The 16,110-nt window shown below is 63.2% G+C and carries 14 protein-coding genes; 8 read left to right on the plus strand and 6 right to left on the minus strand.

The genetic code is table 11. The annotated features are described in order from the left end of the window. Positions 1–15 precede the first annotated feature (15 nt). The 3 genes from AACH55_RS08100 to AACH55_RS08110 form a co-directional block, all read right to left on the minus strand. A complete protein-coding gene (locus AACH55_RS08100) occupies positions 16–249 on the minus strand; it encodes a hypothetical protein (RefSeq protein ID WP_338718931.1) in 234 nt (77 codons plus the stop codon). Positions 250–253: 4 nt separating this feature from the next. Beyond that, positions 254–1,753, minus strand: coding sequence for a sensor domain-containing diguanylate cyclase (locus AACH55_RS08105; protein ID WP_338718932.1), 1,500 nt, complete (start codon positions 1,751–1,753; stop codon positions 254–256). A gap of 178 nt (positions 1,754–1,931) precedes the next feature. Next, positions 1,932–2,285 (minus strand): hypothetical protein, encoded by a 354-nt coding sequence (locus AACH55_RS08110; protein WP_338718933.1) that lies wholly within the window; start codon positions 2,283–2,285, stop codon positions 1,932–1,934. A 175-nt stretch (positions 2,286–2,460) separates the two neighbouring features. Between AACH55_RS08110 and AACH55_RS08115 the strand changes: the two genes are divergently transcribed. Together AACH55_RS08115 and AACH55_RS08120 are read left to right on the plus strand one after the other, a co-directional pair. Continuing rightward, the gene (locus AACH55_RS08115; protein WP_338718934.1) at positions 2,461–3,966 is read left to right on the plus strand and encodes a PLP-dependent aminotransferase family protein; all 1,506 of its coding nucleotides are present in this window, start codon (positions 2,461–2,463) and stop codon (positions 3,964–3,966) included. Positions 3,967–4,138: 172 nt separating this feature from the next. Then, a complete protein-coding gene (locus AACH55_RS08120) occupies positions 4,139–5,431 on the plus strand; it encodes a tetratricopeptide repeat protein (protein ID WP_338718935.1) in 1,293 nt (430 codons plus the stop codon). Between the two features lie 27 nt (positions 5,432–5,458). Here the strand turns inward: AACH55_RS08120 and AACH55_RS08125 are convergent, their stop codons facing one another. Together AACH55_RS08125 and AACH55_RS08130 are read right to left on the minus strand one after the other, a co-directional pair. Then, on the minus strand, positions 5,459–6,382 hold the full coding sequence (locus tag AACH55_RS08125) for a sugar kinase (RefSeq protein ID WP_338718936.1): 924 nt from the start codon (positions 6,380–6,382) through the stop codon (positions 5,459–5,461). A gap of 22 nt (positions 6,383–6,404) precedes the next feature. After that, positions 6,405–7,697: an amino acid deaminase gene (locus AACH55_RS08130; RefSeq protein ID WP_338718937.1), complete on the minus strand. Its 1,293-nt coding sequence runs from the start codon at positions 7,695–7,697 to the stop codon at positions 6,405–6,407. Positions 7,698–7,855: 158 nt separating this feature from the next. On the opposite strand from AACH55_RS08130, the gene AACH55_RS08135 reads away from it, so the two are divergent. The 4 genes from AACH55_RS08135 (at position 7,856) to AACH55_RS08150 (ending at position 12,236) form a co-directional block, all read left to right on the plus strand. Beyond that, on the plus strand, positions 7,856–8,740 hold the full coding sequence (locus AACH55_RS08135; RefSeq protein ID WP_338718938.1) for a MurR/RpiR family transcriptional regulator: 885 nt from the start codon (positions 7,856–7,858) through the stop codon (positions 8,738–8,740). A 1-nt stretch (position 8,741) separates the two neighbouring features. Further along, positions 8,742–10,241, plus strand: a complete 1,500-nt coding sequence (locus AACH55_RS08140; protein ID WP_338718939.1) for a D-aminoacylase — start codon at positions 8,742–8,744, stop codon at positions 10,239–10,241. A gap of 69 nt (positions 10,242–10,310) precedes the next feature. After that, entirely contained in the window at positions 10,311–10,694 is a 384-nt protein-coding gene (locus AACH55_RS08145) for a RidA family protein (RefSeq protein ID WP_017450656.1), read from the plus strand. A 189-nt stretch (positions 10,695–10,883) separates the two neighbouring features. Then, the gene (locus AACH55_RS08150; protein WP_338718940.1) at positions 10,884–12,236 is read left to right on the plus strand and encodes a GntP family permease; all 1,353 of its coding nucleotides are present in this window, start codon (positions 10,884–10,886) and stop codon (positions 12,234–12,236) included. Positions 12,237–12,332: 96 nt separating this feature from the next. Here the strand turns inward: AACH55_RS08150 and AACH55_RS08155 are convergent, their stop codons facing one another. Further along, positions 12,333–12,857, minus strand: coding sequence for a hypothetical protein (locus AACH55_RS08155; protein ID WP_338718941.1), 525 nt, complete (start codon positions 12,855–12,857; stop codon positions 12,333–12,335). Between the two features lie 219 nt (positions 12,858–13,076). Here AACH55_RS08155 and rpsO point away from each other — a divergent pair, with 219 nt between their 5' ends. Then, positions 13,077–13,346 carry a 30S ribosomal protein S15 gene (gene rpsO / locus AACH55_RS08160; RefSeq protein ID WP_006712917.1) on the plus strand — a complete coding sequence of 90 codons (270 nt, stop codon included), beginning with the start codon at positions 13,077–13,079 and terminating at the stop codon, positions 13,344–13,346. 333 nt (positions 13,347–13,679) lie between these two features. After that, positions 13,680–15,815: a polyribonucleotide nucleotidyltransferase gene (gene pnp, locus AACH55_RS08165; protein WP_338718942.1), complete on the plus strand. Its 2,136-nt coding sequence runs from the start codon at positions 13,680–13,682 to the stop codon at positions 15,813–15,815. Positions 15,816–16,110 lie beyond the last annotated feature (295 nt).

Below are 16,110 nucleotides of genomic sequence, written 5' to 3' on the forward strand. Positions count from 1 at the left end.
TTCGTTCAGATCAATTCAAGTGTCGATGAAAGATGCCAGCTGTGCGCACAGCGCGGCATCCTGCGCACTGCGTTCGCTGATGCGGTGATCCACGCGCCCGGCAGGTCGATGATGCGGCAGGCGCTGGAGGCGGTGGACCAGCGTGTGGACCTGCTGGCCGGGCCTGCTGCGCAGCAGATCGGCCGCCAGCGTTTCCGCGCCCACTGCCAGGGCCAGCTCTTCGCGCAGACAGGCCTCAGGCGTGGACATCGCCTCAGTTGTCCGGATGACGGCGTTCGAGGCCGGGGGTGGTGGCGTAATAATGGCGTTTTGCTTCATACATCAGGGTGTCGGCACGTTGCACCACGTGTTCCAGGCGTTCGCCCGGTGTGGCGGTGGCCGCGCCCATCGACAGGCTCAGCGGGTGGCCCGAGTAGTACTGATTGTTCACTTCGACTAGTTTCTGGATCTGATCCATCAGCAACTGGCTGCCGCGTTCGTCGGTGGCCGGCAGCAGGATGGCGAATTCGTCCCCCCCGGTGCGCGCCACGCTGCCGGGGCGTTCCACCGCCTTGCCCAGCACCTCGCCGGCACGGCGCAGCAAGGCGTCACCGGCGGCATGGCCCAGCTCGTCGTTGACTTCCTTCAGACCATTGAGGTCGGCCACGATCACGCTGATCGGGAAGGGGCCCTTGCGCTCCAGGCGGTTCAGTTCATCCACCATGTAGGCGCGGTTGTACAGCTTGGTCAGTTCGTCATGCTTGCCCAGGAATTCCAGATAGGCTTCGGCCTTCTTGCGGGCGGTGATGTCGGTCAGTGCCACCAGGACCAGGTCCCAGTTGTCTTCATGGCCGGGGAAGACCGAGAACTGCAGGTGTACGTGCAGTGTTTCGCCGCTGAGCGAATAGTTGATCACTTCCCGTTGATGTAACAGGTTGCCGTTCCACAGCTCGATCAGTTGTTCGTTGAAGTGCGGGCGCATGTCGTCGCGGAATACGTCGGACAGGCGCGAGAACAAGGTCGCCTTGTCCGGCGCACCGAACATGGAAAGGGTCTGCAGGTTGACGTCGATGACGCGGATTTCCTGCATGCAGCGCTCCACGAATTCAGGATGCACGTCCGTGAAGGTGCGAAAGTCGGTGATGCCGATGCGGTGCAGATCATCGAAGAGGCGCTTGACCGCGCTGAAATCTTCCACCCACAGCGAAATGGGTGAATATTCGAACAGCCCGCGCGCATAGTTTTCGCTGCGCGAGAGCTTCTTGCGCGCGGTCTCGCGTTCGGTGACGTTTTCAATAGCCAGCAGCACGTAGTCCCAGCTTTCTTCGCTGCCAGGCATGATGCGGCCGGACAGCTGGATGTCCAGCCGCTTGCCGCCCAGGGTGTAGTTGACGGTATAGCTGGAGAAAGTGGTGCCGCCATTCCACAGCTGCACCATCTCATCGATGAAGGTCTCGATCATGTCATCCCGGAACACCTTGTCCAGGTTCGCCACCAGATGTTCCAGGTCGCGTGCTTCGTACCATTCCAGGGTGCGGCGGTTCACATCGACCACGCGGATCTGCATGGCGCAGGCCTGTGCACGGCGGTGATCCTGGGTGAGGTAGCTGCGCAGGTCGGTGACGCCTTCGGCGCGCCACTGGTCGAACAGGCGTTTCAAGCCGCTGTAATCCTCTTTCCAGAGTGAAACAGGGGTCAGATCGAAAGTCTCTTGTTCGGAAAGGGCCGGGATGGCATCCGGGGCGACGCTGGCGAGGGAGGTTGTGGTCGGCATAACATTTCATCTTCTACGGATGATGAAGTGTAATGTTTTACCGAAACTGTCGCATCACTTCCCTCACTGCATTCTCACTATTTGTGCAAGTTGATGACTGAAATATCAGTTAACTTGCAGATTCATTGACGCAGGCCGTGTTTGGGCCGATAAATCTGCATTTCTGCGACGAAGCCGGTCAGCGTCCCGGCCCCCAACCCAGGCGGGGACGCGACTGCTGCAGACGGCGCAGCAGCGCCGTCACCGACGCCCACCCGGGCCGGCCAACAGGACGCAGGCACAGCAGTTCGCCACCCTGCGGCGAGAGCACGCCAATCCAGCCCGCCTGCGACAACACCAGCCGTTCGCCATCGGCGAGTCGGGTCTGGCGGCTGACCAGCCGGTCCAGTTGCCATTGCGCCGGTTCGGTTACCCGCAACTCGGCAGCATGGCAGAGCAACTGGGTGCCGGCGGGCAGCCACAGTTGCAGAGGCTGGCCCGGCAGCAGGGGCAGCGCTTGCGTGGTGGTCCGGGCGGGGAGCGGGCTGGGCATGGTGTTCTCCTTGTTGATGGGTCAGCCTGCAGTCTAGGCAGGGCCGCCCAAGGCAAACAGGCACAGGAAAATGCACTCTGCTGCGCAACAGGCGGCGCTTTTTTGTTCTGTTACCCCTGCATTTGGCCTACTCTGTATCTGTTCTGGTCTCAGCCTCAATAAGATGATGACTGTTATGGATACCCGCCTGCACCTCCCCGATCTCGCGCCTGCGGCACCGCTGCCCGGCACCCCGGAAACCGGCCGCCAGCCGCTGTATCGACGTCTGGCCGAGCATTACCAGGGCGCCATCCAGTCCGGCACCCTGGTGGCGGGCGATCGCATGCCCTCGGTCCGCGACCTGATGCGCCAGCACCAGGTCAGCCTGTCGACCTCCCTGCAGACTTTGCGCCATATGGAAGAGGGCGGCTGGCTGGAGGCGCGTCCGCGCTCCGGCTATTTCGTGCGCCAGCCGCGCCGCTCGGCGATCCGCCCGGTGCAGGAGCCCAAGAGCCTGATGGCGATCGATCCCGAGCAATACGCGGGCATCCATGAAAAGGTCTCCAGGTACATCGCCTTGCGCCAGAGCGGTGCGCCCCGCATCGACCTCTCCGGCATGACCTGTGCCCCCGAACTGTATGCGGTGGAAACCCTGAAGCAGGCCGCCATGCGCGCCCTGCGCGAGCGGCCCGAACTGCTCACCAGCGCCATGCCGCACAACGGCAATGCCACCTTCCGCCAGGCGGTGGCGCGGCGCGCACTGCATCACGGCATGCGCATCGATCATGAAGAAGTGGTGGTCACCCACGGCTGCATCGAAGCGCTCAACCTGGCCCTGCGTGCCGTGGCCGGGCCGGGCGACACCATTGCGGTGGAGTCGCCCACCTATTTCGGTTTGCTGCAGGCGCTGGAAAACCTGGGCATGAAGGCGCTGGAAATCCCCACCAGCCCGCACACCGGCATCTCGGTCGAAGCGCTGGAACTGGCGGTGCGTACCTACGGCAACATCAAGGGCGTGGTGGTGGTGCCCAATCTGCAGAATCCGCTGGGCTGCATCATGCCCGACGAGCACAAGGACAAGCTGGTACGCCTGTGTGAAGAATTGCGCCTGCCCCTGATCGAAGACGACGCCTACTCCGAGCTGGCCGACGGCAGCGCCGCCCCGTCCAGCCTCAAGAGCCGCGACCGCAGCGGCAATGTGATCTATTGTGCGTCCCTGAACAAGGTGCTGGCGCCGGGCATGCGGCTGGGCTGGATGAATGGCGGACGCTGGCATGAACGGGTCAAGATGCTCAAGTTCACCCATACCCGCGCCAACGAGGAATGGACTCAGGTGACCGCCGCCGATTTCATCGCCAGCCCCGCCTACGACCGCCACCTGCGCCGCCTGCGCCAGTTGCTCAAGGAGCAGCGCGAACGCATGGCCGAGTCGATTGCGGCCTATTTTCCCGAAGGTACGCGCCTGAACGTCCCCAATGGCGGGGTGGGGCTGTGGGTGGAGCTGCCGGTGCAGGTCTGTTCCCAGCAGTTGTTCGAACGCGCCCTGGCCGAGGGCGTGGGTGTCTCGCCGGGGGCGATCTTCTCCAATTCCAACCGCTATGGCCATTTCCTGCGTATCTGCTGCGGCCATCCCTTCACCCGCGAGCTGGACCAGGCACTGCGCCGGCTGGGGAGTATCGGTCACAGCCTGGCAGGCCTGTAGCGTCGGGCAAACATCCCGGTGAATCAGGCATTGCCCGAAAGGACAGTCTGCTGCAGACTTGTAAAGACAATGTAAAGAGCGCGGGTCGACCATGCCGCGCCGCATGCGCTTTACGAGGGGAGAGCAGGCCATGCCTGAGCCGCAGCACAGTTTGGAAATCCAGCCGCACCCCATGGCACGCCTGCACGCGGCCATCGATGCCCATATGGCCGGCCGGCTGGAAGAGGCCCGCGCTGTCTATGAGGCGGTGCTTGAAGAAGATCCCATCGAACCGGTGGCGCTGCATTTTTACGGCATCTGGCTGCATCAGGCCGGCCGCCACGCCGAGGCGCTGGACAAGCTGGAACTCTCCAGCGCTCTCGAACCTGACAATCCGGCCTGGCACAACGACCTGGGCAATGTGCTGTTCGCGCTGGGCGAGCTGGAAGCGGCGGCGCAGGCCTACGGTGCGGCGCTGGAGATCACGCCGCAAGACCATACGGTCTGGAACAATCTGGGCGCGGCCCGCCTGCAGCAGAACCGCAATGACGAGGCCATCGCCGCCTTTGAGCGCGCCGTGGCCATCGCGCCCGATTTCGTGCCGTCGCTGCTGCATCTGGGCAGCCTCTTCGAAGCGGCCGGCGACAAGATGCAGGCGTCGCACTATCAGTGTCGCGCCTACGTGCTGCCGCCCATGGAGGGCAAGTCCTGGCAGATGGTCGGGATTTCCTTTTACTTTCTGGGGCGTCTGGAAGAAGCGGCACAAGCCTATCGCCAATGGCTGGCCAGCGAACCCGACAATCCGATTGCGGCCCACATGCTGGCCGCCTGCTCGCAGCGCGACGTGCCGGCGCGCGCCTCGGACCGCTACATCGAAGCGCATTTCGACCGCTATGCCGAGACCTTCGAAACCCATCTGCTGCAAGGCCTCGGCTATCGCGGGCCCAGCCTGATCGCCCAGGGGGTGGCGCTGGTGGCGCAGCCGGCGCGCCAGTTCATTACGGTGGACATCGGTTGCGGCACCGGCCTGTGCGGTCTCGGGCTGCGGGCGTATTCACGCCATCTGACCGGCATCGACCTGGCCGGCAAGATGCTGGAAAAAGCCGCCGCGACCGGCCATTACGACCAGCTCGACAAGGCCGAGATCAGTGACTACCTGGGGCGTCATCCGCAGTCCTGGGATCTCATGACGGCCGCTGACGCGATGATCTACTTCGGGGATCTGCACGGGGTGCTGAGGGCGGTGGCCACCGCCTTGAAACCGGGCGGCTACTTCATCTTCACGGTGGAGGCGCTGACGCCGCAGGATGCGGCCGGGGAGGGATATTGCCTGCATGCCAGCGGACGCTATCGTCATGGCCGTGATTATGTGCGTACCCGCTTGCAGGCCGAGGGGCTGGAGATTCTTCACGACAGCGACCAGGTCTTGCGCGAAGAAGTGCGCCAGCCGGTGGCCGGCATGCTCTTCGTGGCGCGCCGGCTGTAAACCGGCGGCCCCGGTGAATGGCTGCGATCAGGCAGCAGCCTGGAGTGCGGCTTCTACCTTGGCGCGGCGGGGGATGGGTTCCACCGCACCGTAGCCGGTAGTGGAGAGAGCGGCGGCGACGTTGGCGTAGCGCGCCGCACGGAAGGGATCGCTCCCCGCCATCAGCTCGGCCATGAAGGCTCCGCCAAAGCAGTCGCCCGCGCCCGTCGCATCCAGCGCCACGACAGGATAGGGCGCGACCATCCGGCGCTCTTGCGGCGTGGCTACGTAGCAGCCTTCGTGGCCCAGCTTGAAGGCCACCAGCCTCACGCCATAGTCCAGCAACTGATCGACGATGGCATCGCGGTCATCCAGCCCGGTCAGCATCGACACATCTTCCCAGCTCGGCAGGCAGACATCGCACAGCCGGAAGGCCTCGGCCATCTTCTCGCGCGCACGTTCCAGCGGCCACAGGCGCAGCCGCAGGTTGGTGTCCAGAGAGGTGGTCACGCCCGCTGCGCGGGCATGGGCCAGGGCCGCCAGGCCGGCGTCACAGGCACTCTCGCTGATGGCCAGGCTGATGCCGGAGAGGTGCAGCGCGCCCGCAGAAGCAATGGCCTGCAAGGGCAGGTCCGCTGTGCGATAGCGGCTGGCCGCCGAGCCGGCGCGGCGATAGTGGAAGTGGTGGCCCTCCTGGTCATGCGTGACGAAATACAGGCCCGTGCTGCCACCGGCTTGTACCGCCACGTGTTGCGCATCGACGTTCTCGCGCCGCCACAGGTCCAGCAGGTCCTGGCCGAAATGATCGTCGCCCACTGCGCTGAGGTAAGCGCAGGCCGCACCCTGGCGGGCTGCGGCGATGGCGAAGTTGGAGGTGTCGCCGCCAAAGCCCTGCAGGTACTGGCGCGGCGACTCGATGCGCTGGTTGAATTCGACCATGGCTTCGCCGTAGGCGAGGATGGGTTTGCTCATGTTCTTGGCGCCCATCGCTGCATCAGAAGAAGGTCTGCACGATGTCGGTCACATCGAAGCGCTGATCCACCACCACCAGGTGACGCCACTTGTCGAAGGTGAGGCAGGGATGCGAGATGTCGAAGGCGATCATGTCGCCGACCCGGATGTCGTCGCCCTCGGCAATCTTCAGGTAGGCGTGCTGGTCCATCATGCCGGTCACTTCCCAGTGCGCCGGGGTGGCTTGCGGTTGCGTGTCCTGGCCCGGGCGGAAGCGCGTGACCGGGGCCGGCAGTCCGGCGTCGAAGGCGGCATCGCGCTTGCCCAGGGCGATGATCGCCTTGTCGGATTCGGGGATCGATTGCACGTACGCCCACAGTTGCAGGGCAGGCTGCAACTGGCTGCGCATGCTGTGCGCCACCGGATTGCGCACCTGGATCTGCGACTGCGCGGCACGGTAGATGCCCACGTCGTGGGTGAGATAACAGCCCGGGCGCAGCACCACCTCCAGCGGCGCACCGATGTCGGCCTGGCCGAATTCCTCGGCCACCACGTCGTACCAGGCCGAGCCGGCACCGGTCAGCACGGCCGGCCCCCTTGCCAGGCGGCGCGCCAGATGGCCTTCTGCGGCCAGCTCCTTGAGGCAGGCCACCGCACGTTGCAGGAAGCGCCGGATGTCGGCCTCTTCCTTGAGCACGCCTTCATACACTTCCACACCGGCCAGCGCGATGCTGTCCCAGCGCGCCACGGCCTGCAGCACGGCCTGTTGTTGCGCTTCGTCGCGCACGCCGGTGCGGCCACCCGCCGGACCCAGTTCCAGCAGCACGTTCAGGGTTTGCTTGCGCTCGGCGAAGAAGCGGCCGAGCTGATCGACCAGCGCGGCCGAATCGACCAGGCAGAAAAACTCGAAAGAGTGATCGGCCAGCATGTCCGAGATGATCGCCATGTTGCGCTTGCCCACCAGCTGGTTGGCCATGATCACGCGGCGCACGCCGTGGTGATAGGCGGCCAGGGTCTGATGGGCGGTGGCCAGGGTGATGCCCCAGGCGCCCGTGTCGAGCTGGCGCGCGAACAGCTTGGGCGCCATGGTGGTCTTGCCGTGCGGTGCCAGCTTGACCTGGTACTGGCCGACGAAATCCTGCATCCACTTCAGGTTGTGCGCGATCTTTTCCTCATACAGCACCGCAGCCGGCAGGCTGATGTCTTCATTGAGCAGGTTCCAGCGCACGCTGCCAGCCTGATGCGGCGCGAGCGGCTGGGCCAGTGCGCCCAAGCCCTTGTTGAGCGGGTCGATCATGCCGGCCTGAAACTGTGCTTGGTAATTTGTATCACTCATCGATTTAATTCCTGTGAAATTAGGATTGACGTAATAATATCCTTGAATCTAGTATGTTTACGCCGTGTTAGTAAATAACATAAATTGTTTGCATGGCGCCCTCCGGGGCCGGTTTCTTCTTCGCCGGCAGGTTCCCGCAGACTGATTCTTTCCTTCCCATGGCACAGACACTGGACATCATTTCCCGCATCACCGAGCGCAGCAGCACCTTGCGTTTTGCCGAACAGAAGGTGGCCGAAGCGATCCTGGGCGATCTCTCTGCGGCCGCCAGTGCCAGCATTGGCGAACTGGCCGACAAGGCCGGGGTGTCGGTGGCCAGCGTGACGCGCTTTGCCAAGGCCATGGGCTGCCGCGATGTGCGCGAGTTCAAGTTCCTGCTGGCGCAGGCGGTGGCCGTGGGGCAGCGCTTTTTCGATGGGGCCAGAACGGTGCCCTCCGACCAGCCGCCGGAACTGGCCGACGTGGTTTATCGCGACATCCACGCCGTGCTGGAACTGAACCGCGCCATGCTCAACCCGGAGATGCTCATGCAAGCCGCGTACCTGCTGCTGGAGGCGCGCATGATCTACTGCTTCGGCATGGGGGGCGGTTCCACCATGATGTCCGACGAGGCGCGCTACCGGCTGGTGCGCCTGGGCCGTCCGGTGGCGACCTATCACGATGCGGTACTGCAGAAGATGGTGGCGGCCACCCTCGACAAGGATGACGTGCTGCTGGTCTTCTCCACCACCGGCAGCGTGCCGGAGCTGCTGGCCAGTTGTGAAGTGGCGCGCGAATACGGCGTGAAGCTCATCGCCATCACCGCACTGGGCTCGCCGCTGGCGAAGATGGCCGATGTGCTGCTGCCCATCAAGACGCTGGAAACCGACCTGATTTTCAAACCGTCCTCGTCGCGCTACGCCATGATGGCGACGCTGGACATGCTGGTGCTGGAGCTGGCCCTGCTGCACAAGGAAAGCAGCCAGGAACGCCTGCGCCGCCTCAAGTACGTGCTCGACGCGCACCGTGGCGGCGGTGACCTGCACCAGCCCCTGGGAGACTGACATGACATCCACTGCGCATGCTGCAGGTGGCGACCAACACTGTGACACCCTGATCCGCCATGCGCTGGTCATCGATGGCAGCGGCGCCGAGCCGGTGCCGGCCGACGTGGCGATCCGCGCCGGCCGTATCGCCGCCATCGGTCAGCTTGACGGCTGGCGCGCCGCACAGGAAATCGATGGCCGTGGCCGCGTGCTTTCGCCCGGCTTCATCGACGTGCACACGCATGACGATACCAACGTCATCCGCACGCCCGAGATGTTCCCCAAGCTGTCGCAGGGCGTGACCACGGTAGTGGTCGGCAACTGCGGCATCAGCGCTGCACCGGTCACGCTCAAGGGCGATCCGCCGGACCCGATGAATCTGCTGGGCAAGTCCGAAGCCTTCCACTATCCCAGCTTTGCCAGCTACGTCGAGGCCGTCAATGCGGCTCAGCCATCGATCAACGTGGCCGCGCTGGTGGGGCACACGGCGCTACGCAACAACCATATGGATCGCCTCGACCGCGCGGCCACCGACGAAGAAATCGCCGGCATGCGCGCGCAATTGTGCGAGGCGCTCGAACATGGTGCGCTGGGACTATCCACCGGCCTGGCCTATGGCAATGCCATCAATGCGCCCACTGAAGAGGTGGTGGCTCTGGCCGAGCCGCTGGCGCAATTCGGCGGGCTGTATGCCACCCACCTGCGCAGCGAGTTCGCCGACATCCTCGATGCAATGGAAGAAGCCTTCCGCATCGGCAAGCATGCACGGGTGCCGGTGGTGATCTCGCACCTCAAGTGCGCCGGCGTGGAAAACTGGGGGCGCAGCAGCGAAGTGCTGCAAGCGCTGGAAGCGGCCTCGCGCCACCAGCACGTGGGCTGCGACTGCTATCCCTATACCGCCAGCTCGTCCACGCTGGACCTCAAACAGGTGACGTCCGACTACGACATCCAGGTCACCTGGTCGGAGCCCCATCCGGAGCAGGGCGGCAAGATGTTGAAGCAGATCGCCGCCGAGTGGGGTGTCGACCTGCATGCGGCAGCCGCGCGCCTGATGCCGGCGGGGGCGGTGTATCACTGCATGGCGGACGATGACGTCAATCGCATCCTCTCGCACCCGGCCACCGTGGTGGGTTCTGACGGGCTGCCCAACGATCCATTGCCGCACCCGCGCCTGTGGGGCGCCTTCCCGCGCGTGCTGGGCTATTACAGCCGCGAGCAGAAACTCTTTTCGCTGGCCACGGCGGTCCACAAGATGACCGGCCTGTCGGCGCAGCGCTTCGGCCTGGCGCAGCGTGGTCTGGTACGCGCGGGCTATCACGCCGATCTGGTGCTGTTCGATCCCGAGACCATCCGCGATGCCGCCAGCTTCACCGATCCCATGCAGCCCGCACATGGCATCGAGGCGGTGTGGGTCAATGGAGAACTGGCCTATCGCGGCAAGGACAAGCAGGCCACCAGCGCCCGTGCGGGACGCTTCCTGGCGCGCACGGTGCAGAAAACGTCAGGGCTGGATTCTTAACTTCAGGTTTCAAATCGATTTTTCAAATTCAAATTCAAATTCAAATTCAAGTTCAACAGAGGAGCAGCAATGAGCATTCAACGATTTGGTGTGGAAGGCGGCAGTGGCACCGGTGGTCAGCATCTTCCCTTTGCGCGTGCGGTCGCCGCTGATGGCTGGCTGTACGTATCGGGCCAGGTGCCCATGGAAAATGGCGAAGTGATCGACGGCGGCATCGTGGCGCAGTCGCACAAGGCCATCCAGAACGTGCTGGCCATCCTGAAGGAAGCCGGCTACGGCCCCGAGCACGTGGTGCGCTGTGGCGTGTGGCTCGATGATGCACGCGACTTCCCGTCCTTCAACAAGGTCTTCAAGGAATATTTCGGCGCCAACCCGCCGGCCCGCGCCTGCGTGGTCTCCAGCATGGTGGTGGACTGCAAGGTCGAGGTGGATTGCGTGGCCTTCAAGCGTTGAGCCTGGTCACGGCAGGGCAGTGCCTGGCGCTGCCTGGTCATGTGCAGTGACGAATGAATAGAACGAAAAGAACAAAAAAAATAAAAGATTTAAACGATATAAAAGATTTGTGGATGTGGCAGTTCATGTTTGCCGGCAGGGGTGCTGTATCGCTGGCGGTGTCTTTTACCTTCTGAAGAGGAGCAACAGATGGAGGCTGTACAAGGAAGTGCGCTACTGGTCTATGCACTGGTAGCGGTGATCGCACTGATCGTGCTGATCGCCAAATTCAAGATGAATCCCTTCATCGTGCTGATTGTGGTGTCGCTGGTGCTGGGCCTGGCGGTGGGCATGCCGATGGGCAATATCGTCAAGGCCTTCGAGACCGGCGTGGGTGGTGCCCTGGGTCACATCGCGCTGGTGGTGGGTCTGGGTACCATGCTGGGCAAGATGATGGCCGAGTCGGGCGGTGCCGAGCGCATCGCCAATACGATGATCCAGGCCTTCGGTGAAAAGAACGTGCACTGGGCCATGATGACGGTGGCCTTCATCGTCGGCCTGCCGGTGTTCTTCGAAGTCGGCTTCGTGCTGCTGGTGCCGATTGCCTTCAACGTCGCCAGACGCACCGGTACCAACATGGTGCTGGTCGGTATCCCCATGGTGGCCGGCCTGTCGGTGGTGCACGGCCTGATCCCGCCGCACCCGGCCGCGCTGCTGGCGGTGACCGCCTATAGCGCCGACATCGGCCGCACCATCCTGTATGCGTTGATCGTCGGTATTCCTACGGCCATCATTGCCGGCCCGATCTTCGGCAAGCTGATCTCCAGGGTGGTGATCCCCAATCCGGATAATCCGCTGGTCTCGCAGTTCGTCGACGAGGGCAAGAAGGACCGTGAACTGCCGGGCTTCGGCATCACGCTCTTCACCATCCTGTTGCCGGTGGTGCTGATGTTGATCGGCAGCTGGGCCGACCTGTTCTTCGCGCCCAAGACCTTCGCCAATGATTTCCTGAGGCTGATCGGCAACTCCGTGATCGCCCTGCTGATCGCCACGCTGGTGAGCTTCTGGACCTTCGGCCGCGCCCGTGGTTTCGGGGCCGACCAGATCCTGAAGTTCACCAACGAATGTCTGGCACCGATCGCCAGCATTACGCTGGTGGTGGGTGCGGGTGCGGGCTTCGGACGCATCCTGATGGATGGCGGCGTCTCCAAGGCCATCGTCGGCATCGCTACCGATGCGCATCTCTCGCCGCTGCTGCTGGGCTGGTTCGTGGCGGCGCTCATCCGCGTGGCGACGGGTTCGGCGACGGTGGCCATGACCACCGCCTGCGGCATCGTTGCCCCCATCGTCTCTACCGTGGGCGGCGTGCGCCCGGAACTGATGGTGCTGGCCACCGGCGCCGGTTCGCTGATCCTGTCGCACGTCAACGATGGCGGCTTCTGGCTGGTCAAGGAGTATTTCAACATGACCGTGCCGCAGACCTTCAAGACCTGGACCGTGATGGAAACCCTGGTCTCGGTGCTGGCGCTGCTGTTCACGCTGGCACTGGCCACCGTGATCTGATGTTGCGCAGATCGCCCTGCTGAAAAATGAAAGGCTGTCCGGAGCGATCCGGACAGCCTTTCTTTCTTGCTCAGGCGTAACGCCCGCGTGCTGTTCTCAGTTGCGCAAACGCGAATCGTCGAAGCGCGGATCCGGTCCGTTCTCGACCTTTTCCACGATGCCCTGGTCGTTGAAGTACACCGTCATCTGCGAATTCCAGACGCCGCTTTCCTTGAAGCCGTAGTTCCAGGCTTCAAAGGGAATGCGCGCATAGCGCGTCACTTCGGTGGGACGGCCGACCCAGCGCAGGACGTCGAGCTTGGTGTCGAGCTTGGGGCGGATGGCGTGGAAATTCTGCAGGGTCCAGACTTGCTCATAGGAAATGAGGCGATGGTCCGCGCCGATGCGGGCCATGTACTGGTACTGACCGAAGGCGCCTGCCGCATATTCGAAGACCCGGCCGTTGCCGTCCGGATACACGTTGGTGGGCGCACCCAGGCGGGCCACCACCTGGTCTTCAGGTTCGCCCGGCTGTACCGGTGGCTGCAGCAGGGAAGCGCAGCCCGACAGCGCGGCAGCGGCCAACAGGGCGGCAGCCAGCCTGGGACGGGCGGCTTGCATGAGGGAAGCGGGGGATTGCATGTCGACTCCTGGTTGGATTGTCATTCCGGCATTCTGTGGCAGCGGCGCCGCGTTATTGGCCGGCTGGCGGACGCGCTTGCTTGCCAATGTTGGTCGGAATGACTTTTTGCTATATAATTTCGCGTCCGGTCGGTTTGACCGGATTCTCATTTTTTGTTCACGGTATGCAGGGCAGGAATTTTCCGACGCTCCGCACACCGCTTGTGAAAGGTAAAAGCAATGTCCATCGAAAAAGCAGCCAAGGCTGCCATTATCTCCGAAAACGCCCGCGGCACGAACGACACCGGTTCTCCGGAAGTGCAAGTGGCGCTGCTGACCGCACGTATCAACGACCTGAACGGCCACTTCAAGGCCCACGTCAAGGATCACCACTCCCGTCGTGGCCTGATCAAGATGGTCAACCGTCGCAAGAGCCTGCTGTCCTACCTGAAGAACAAGGACGCTGACCGTTACCGCGCCCTGATCGAGAAACTCGGTCTGCGCAAGTAATTTGACTCCGCGTCTGGGTCTCGGGGTGTGCGCCTCGGACCACCACGAAATGCCTGCGTCACTCGTTGACGCGGGCATTTTGTTTTTTGCGATTCCGCAAGCTCAGGCATAAGCCGGAGCGAGCGTCATCGCAAACGCCCCCCTCGGGCAGGAATGCATCATCGTTTCATCGCGGCAGGCTGTTTGTGTGATCAATGCCGCGTTCGTCGTGAGTGACCGGTTTCGCCGGCCACTGTGGTGAGGTGAACGACAGCGCCTGAAAATCTGTCGGCAAAAGGAAGCCGTGCACCGCGGACACAGTCGGGGCCGGCTCCATAAAAGAAAGGAAATACCGTGTTCAATAAAGTAACCAAGACCTTCCAGTACGGTCAGCATCAAGTGACCCTGGAAACCGGCGAAATCGCTCGCCAGGCTTCTGGCGCCGTGATGGTGTCGGTGGAAGACACCGTTATCCTGGCGACCGTCGTGGCCCGCAAGGAAGCCAAGCCCGGCCAGGACTTCTTCCCCCTGACCGTCGACTACATCGAAAAGACCTATGCAGCCGGCCGTATCCCCGGCGGTTTCTTCAAGCGTGAAGGCAAGCCTTCCGAAAAGGAAACCCTGACCTCGCGCCTGATCGATCGCCCGATCCGCCCGCTGTTCCCGGAAGGCTACCTCAACGAAGTGCAGGTGATCATCCACGTGCTGTCGGTGAACCCGGAAATCGATCCGGACATCCCCGCCATGATCGGTGCGTCGGCTGCCCTGTCGCTGGCCGGCATCCCCTTCAACGGCCCCGTGGGCGCGGCCCGCGTCGGTTACATCGACGGCCAGTACGTGCTGAACCCGACCACTTCGCAACTGAAGTCCTCGCAGCTGGACCTGGTGGTGGCCGGTACCGAAACCGCCGTGCTGATGGTGGAATCCGAAGCCGATCAACTGTCCGAAGAAGTCATGCTGGGCGCCGTCGTGTTCGGTCATGAACAGTCCAAGGCCGTCATCGAAGCCATCCACGCCCTGGTGCGTGACGGCGGCAAGCCGGAAGTCCAGTGGACCGCCCCGGCCAAGAACGAAGCCCTGATCGCGCGCGTGGCACAGCTGGCCGAAGGCCCGCTGCGCGAAGCCTACCAGACCAAGGACAAGCAGGCCCGTACCGAAAAGCTGAAGGCTGTCTCGGCCCAGGTCAACGAAGCCCTGGTCGCTGAAGCCGCTGCCAACAACGGCGTGGCTGCGGATGCTGCCGAAGTCGGTTCCATCCTCTTCGACCTGGAAGCCAAGATCGTGCGTTCGCAGATCCTGGAAGGCGAACCCCGCATCGACGGCCGGGACACCCGCACCGTGCGTCCGATCTCGATCCGTACCGGCGTGCTGCCGCGTACCCACGGCTCGGCCCTGTTCACCCGTGGCGAAACGCAAGCCCTGGTCATCGCGACCCTGGGTACCGCACGCGACGAGCAGAAGATCGACGGCCTCCTGGGCGAATACTCCGACCGCTTCATGCTCCATTACAACATGCCTCCGTTCGCCACCGGCGAAACCGGTCGCGTGGGCACTCCGAAGCGCCGCGAAATCGGCCACGGCCGCCTGGCCAAGCGCGCGCTGATCGCTGCGCTGCCGGCCGCTGACGAGTTCAGCTACTCGGTGCGCCTGGTCTCGGAAATCACCGAGTCCAACGGTTCCTCCTCGATGGCATCGGTGTGCGGTGGCTGCCTGGCCCTGATGGACGCCGGCGTGCCGATGAAAGCCCACGTGGCCGGCATCGCCATGGGCCTCATCAAGGAAGGCAACAAGTTTGCCGTGCTGACCGACATCCTGGGCGATGAAGATCACCTGGGCGACATGGACTTCAAGGTGGCCGGTACTGCCAACGGCATTACCGCCCTGCAGATGGACATCAAGATCCAGGGCATCACCAAGGAAATCATGCAGGTCGCGCTGGAGCAGGCCAAGGAAGGCCGCCACCACATCCTGGGCAAGATGCAGGAAGCCGTGCCGGCCGGCCGTGCCGAGCTGTCCGACTTCGCACCGCGTCTGATCACCATCAAGATCAATCCGGAAAAGATCCGTGACGTGATCGGCAAGGGCGGCGCCGTCATCCGCGCGCTGACCGAAGAAACCGGCACTCAGATCGACATCAGCGACGAAGGCGTGGTCACCATCGCCTCCGTGGATGCCTCGGCTGGTCAGGAAGCCAAGCGCCGCATCGAAGAGCTGACCGCTTCCGTGGAAGTGGGCAAGGTCTACGAAGGCACCGTCCTGAAGCTGCTGGACTTCGGCGCCATCGTCCAGGTCCTGCCGGGCAAGGATGGCCTGCTGCACATCAGCCAGATCGCCAACGAGCGCGTCAACGCCGTGGCCGACTACCTGAAGGAAGGCCAGCAAGTGCGCGTCAAGGTTCTGGAAACCGATGACCGCGGCCGCCTGAAGCTGTCGATGAAGGCTGCCCAGGCTGAAGAAGGCGACGCTGCCGCTGGGCAAGAAGCGCAGTAATCCTTCTGCCTGCACAGGCAACAAGGAAATCCCCCGTGCCGCAAGGCCGGGGGATTTTTTTTTTTATGCGCGCAAGAGGATGCGGACAATCTGCCCAAGTGATTTCGAACCAAAAGTATGCGATTCTGTCCGTCTGCTTTGAGGGACATCAAGGTTCCGGTGTGCCGCGCTCATCAGGGGAGGCGCGGTCATGCCTGCAGATAGACCTGCAGATCCGAATAGAGAGTAGGGGACAGCTGCGCCGCCAGGTCACAACGCCAAGTGACCGGCATGCGCGGACAGAACAACACGTTAC

Origin of the sequence: Herbaspirillum sp. DW155 (assembly GCF_037076565.1) — a bacterium.
Classification (GTDB): domain Bacteria; phylum Pseudomonadota; class Gammaproteobacteria; order Burkholderiales; family Burkholderiaceae_D; genus Herbaspirillum.

Coding starts and splice junctions, on each gene's coding strand:
- AACH55_RS08130 (WP_338718937.1), bottom strand. CDS start 7,697: ATGAGTGATACAAATTACCAAGCACAGTTTCAGGCCGGCATGATCGAC.
- AACH55_RS08100 (WP_338718931.1), bottom strand. CDS start 249: ATGTCCACGCCTGAGGCCTGTCTGCGCGAAGAGCTGGCCCTGGCAGTG.
- AACH55_RS08115 (WP_338718934.1), top strand. CDS start 2,461: ATGGATACCCGCCTGCACCTCCCCGATCTCGCGCCTGCGGCACCGCTG.
- AACH55_RS08155 (WP_338718941.1), bottom strand. CDS start 12,857: ATGCAATCCCCCGCTTCCCTCATGCAAGCCGCCCGTCCCAGGCTGGCT.
- rpsO (WP_006712917.1), top strand. CDS start 13,077: ATGTCCATCGAAAAAGCAGCCAAGGCTGCCATTATCTCCGAAAACGCC.
- AACH55_RS08110 (WP_338718933.1), bottom strand. CDS start 2,285: ATGCCCAGCCCGCTCCCCGCCCGGACCACCACGCAAGCGCTGCCCCTG.
- AACH55_RS08140 (WP_338718939.1), top strand. CDS start 8,742: ATGACATCCACTGCGCATGCTGCAGGTGGCGACCAACACTGTGACACC.
- AACH55_RS08150 (WP_338718940.1), top strand. CDS start 10,884: ATGGAGGCTGTACAAGGAAGTGCGCTACTGGTCTATGCACTGGTAGCG.
- AACH55_RS08105 (WP_338718932.1), bottom strand. CDS start 1,753: ATGCCGACCACAACCTCCCTCGCCAGCGTCGCCCCGGATGCCATCCCG.
- AACH55_RS08135 (WP_338718938.1), top strand. CDS start 7,856: ATGGCACAGACACTGGACATCATTTCCCGCATCACCGAGCGCAGCAGC.
- AACH55_RS08120 (WP_338718935.1), top strand. CDS start 4,139: ATGGCACGCCTGCACGCGGCCATCGATGCCCATATGGCCGGCCGGCTG.
- AACH55_RS08145 (WP_017450656.1), top strand. CDS start 10,311: ATGAGCATTCAACGATTTGGTGTGGAAGGCGGCAGTGGCACCGGTGGT.
- AACH55_RS08125 (WP_338718936.1), bottom strand. CDS start 6,382: ATGAGCAAACCCATCCTCGCCTACGGCGAAGCCATGGTCGAATTCAAC.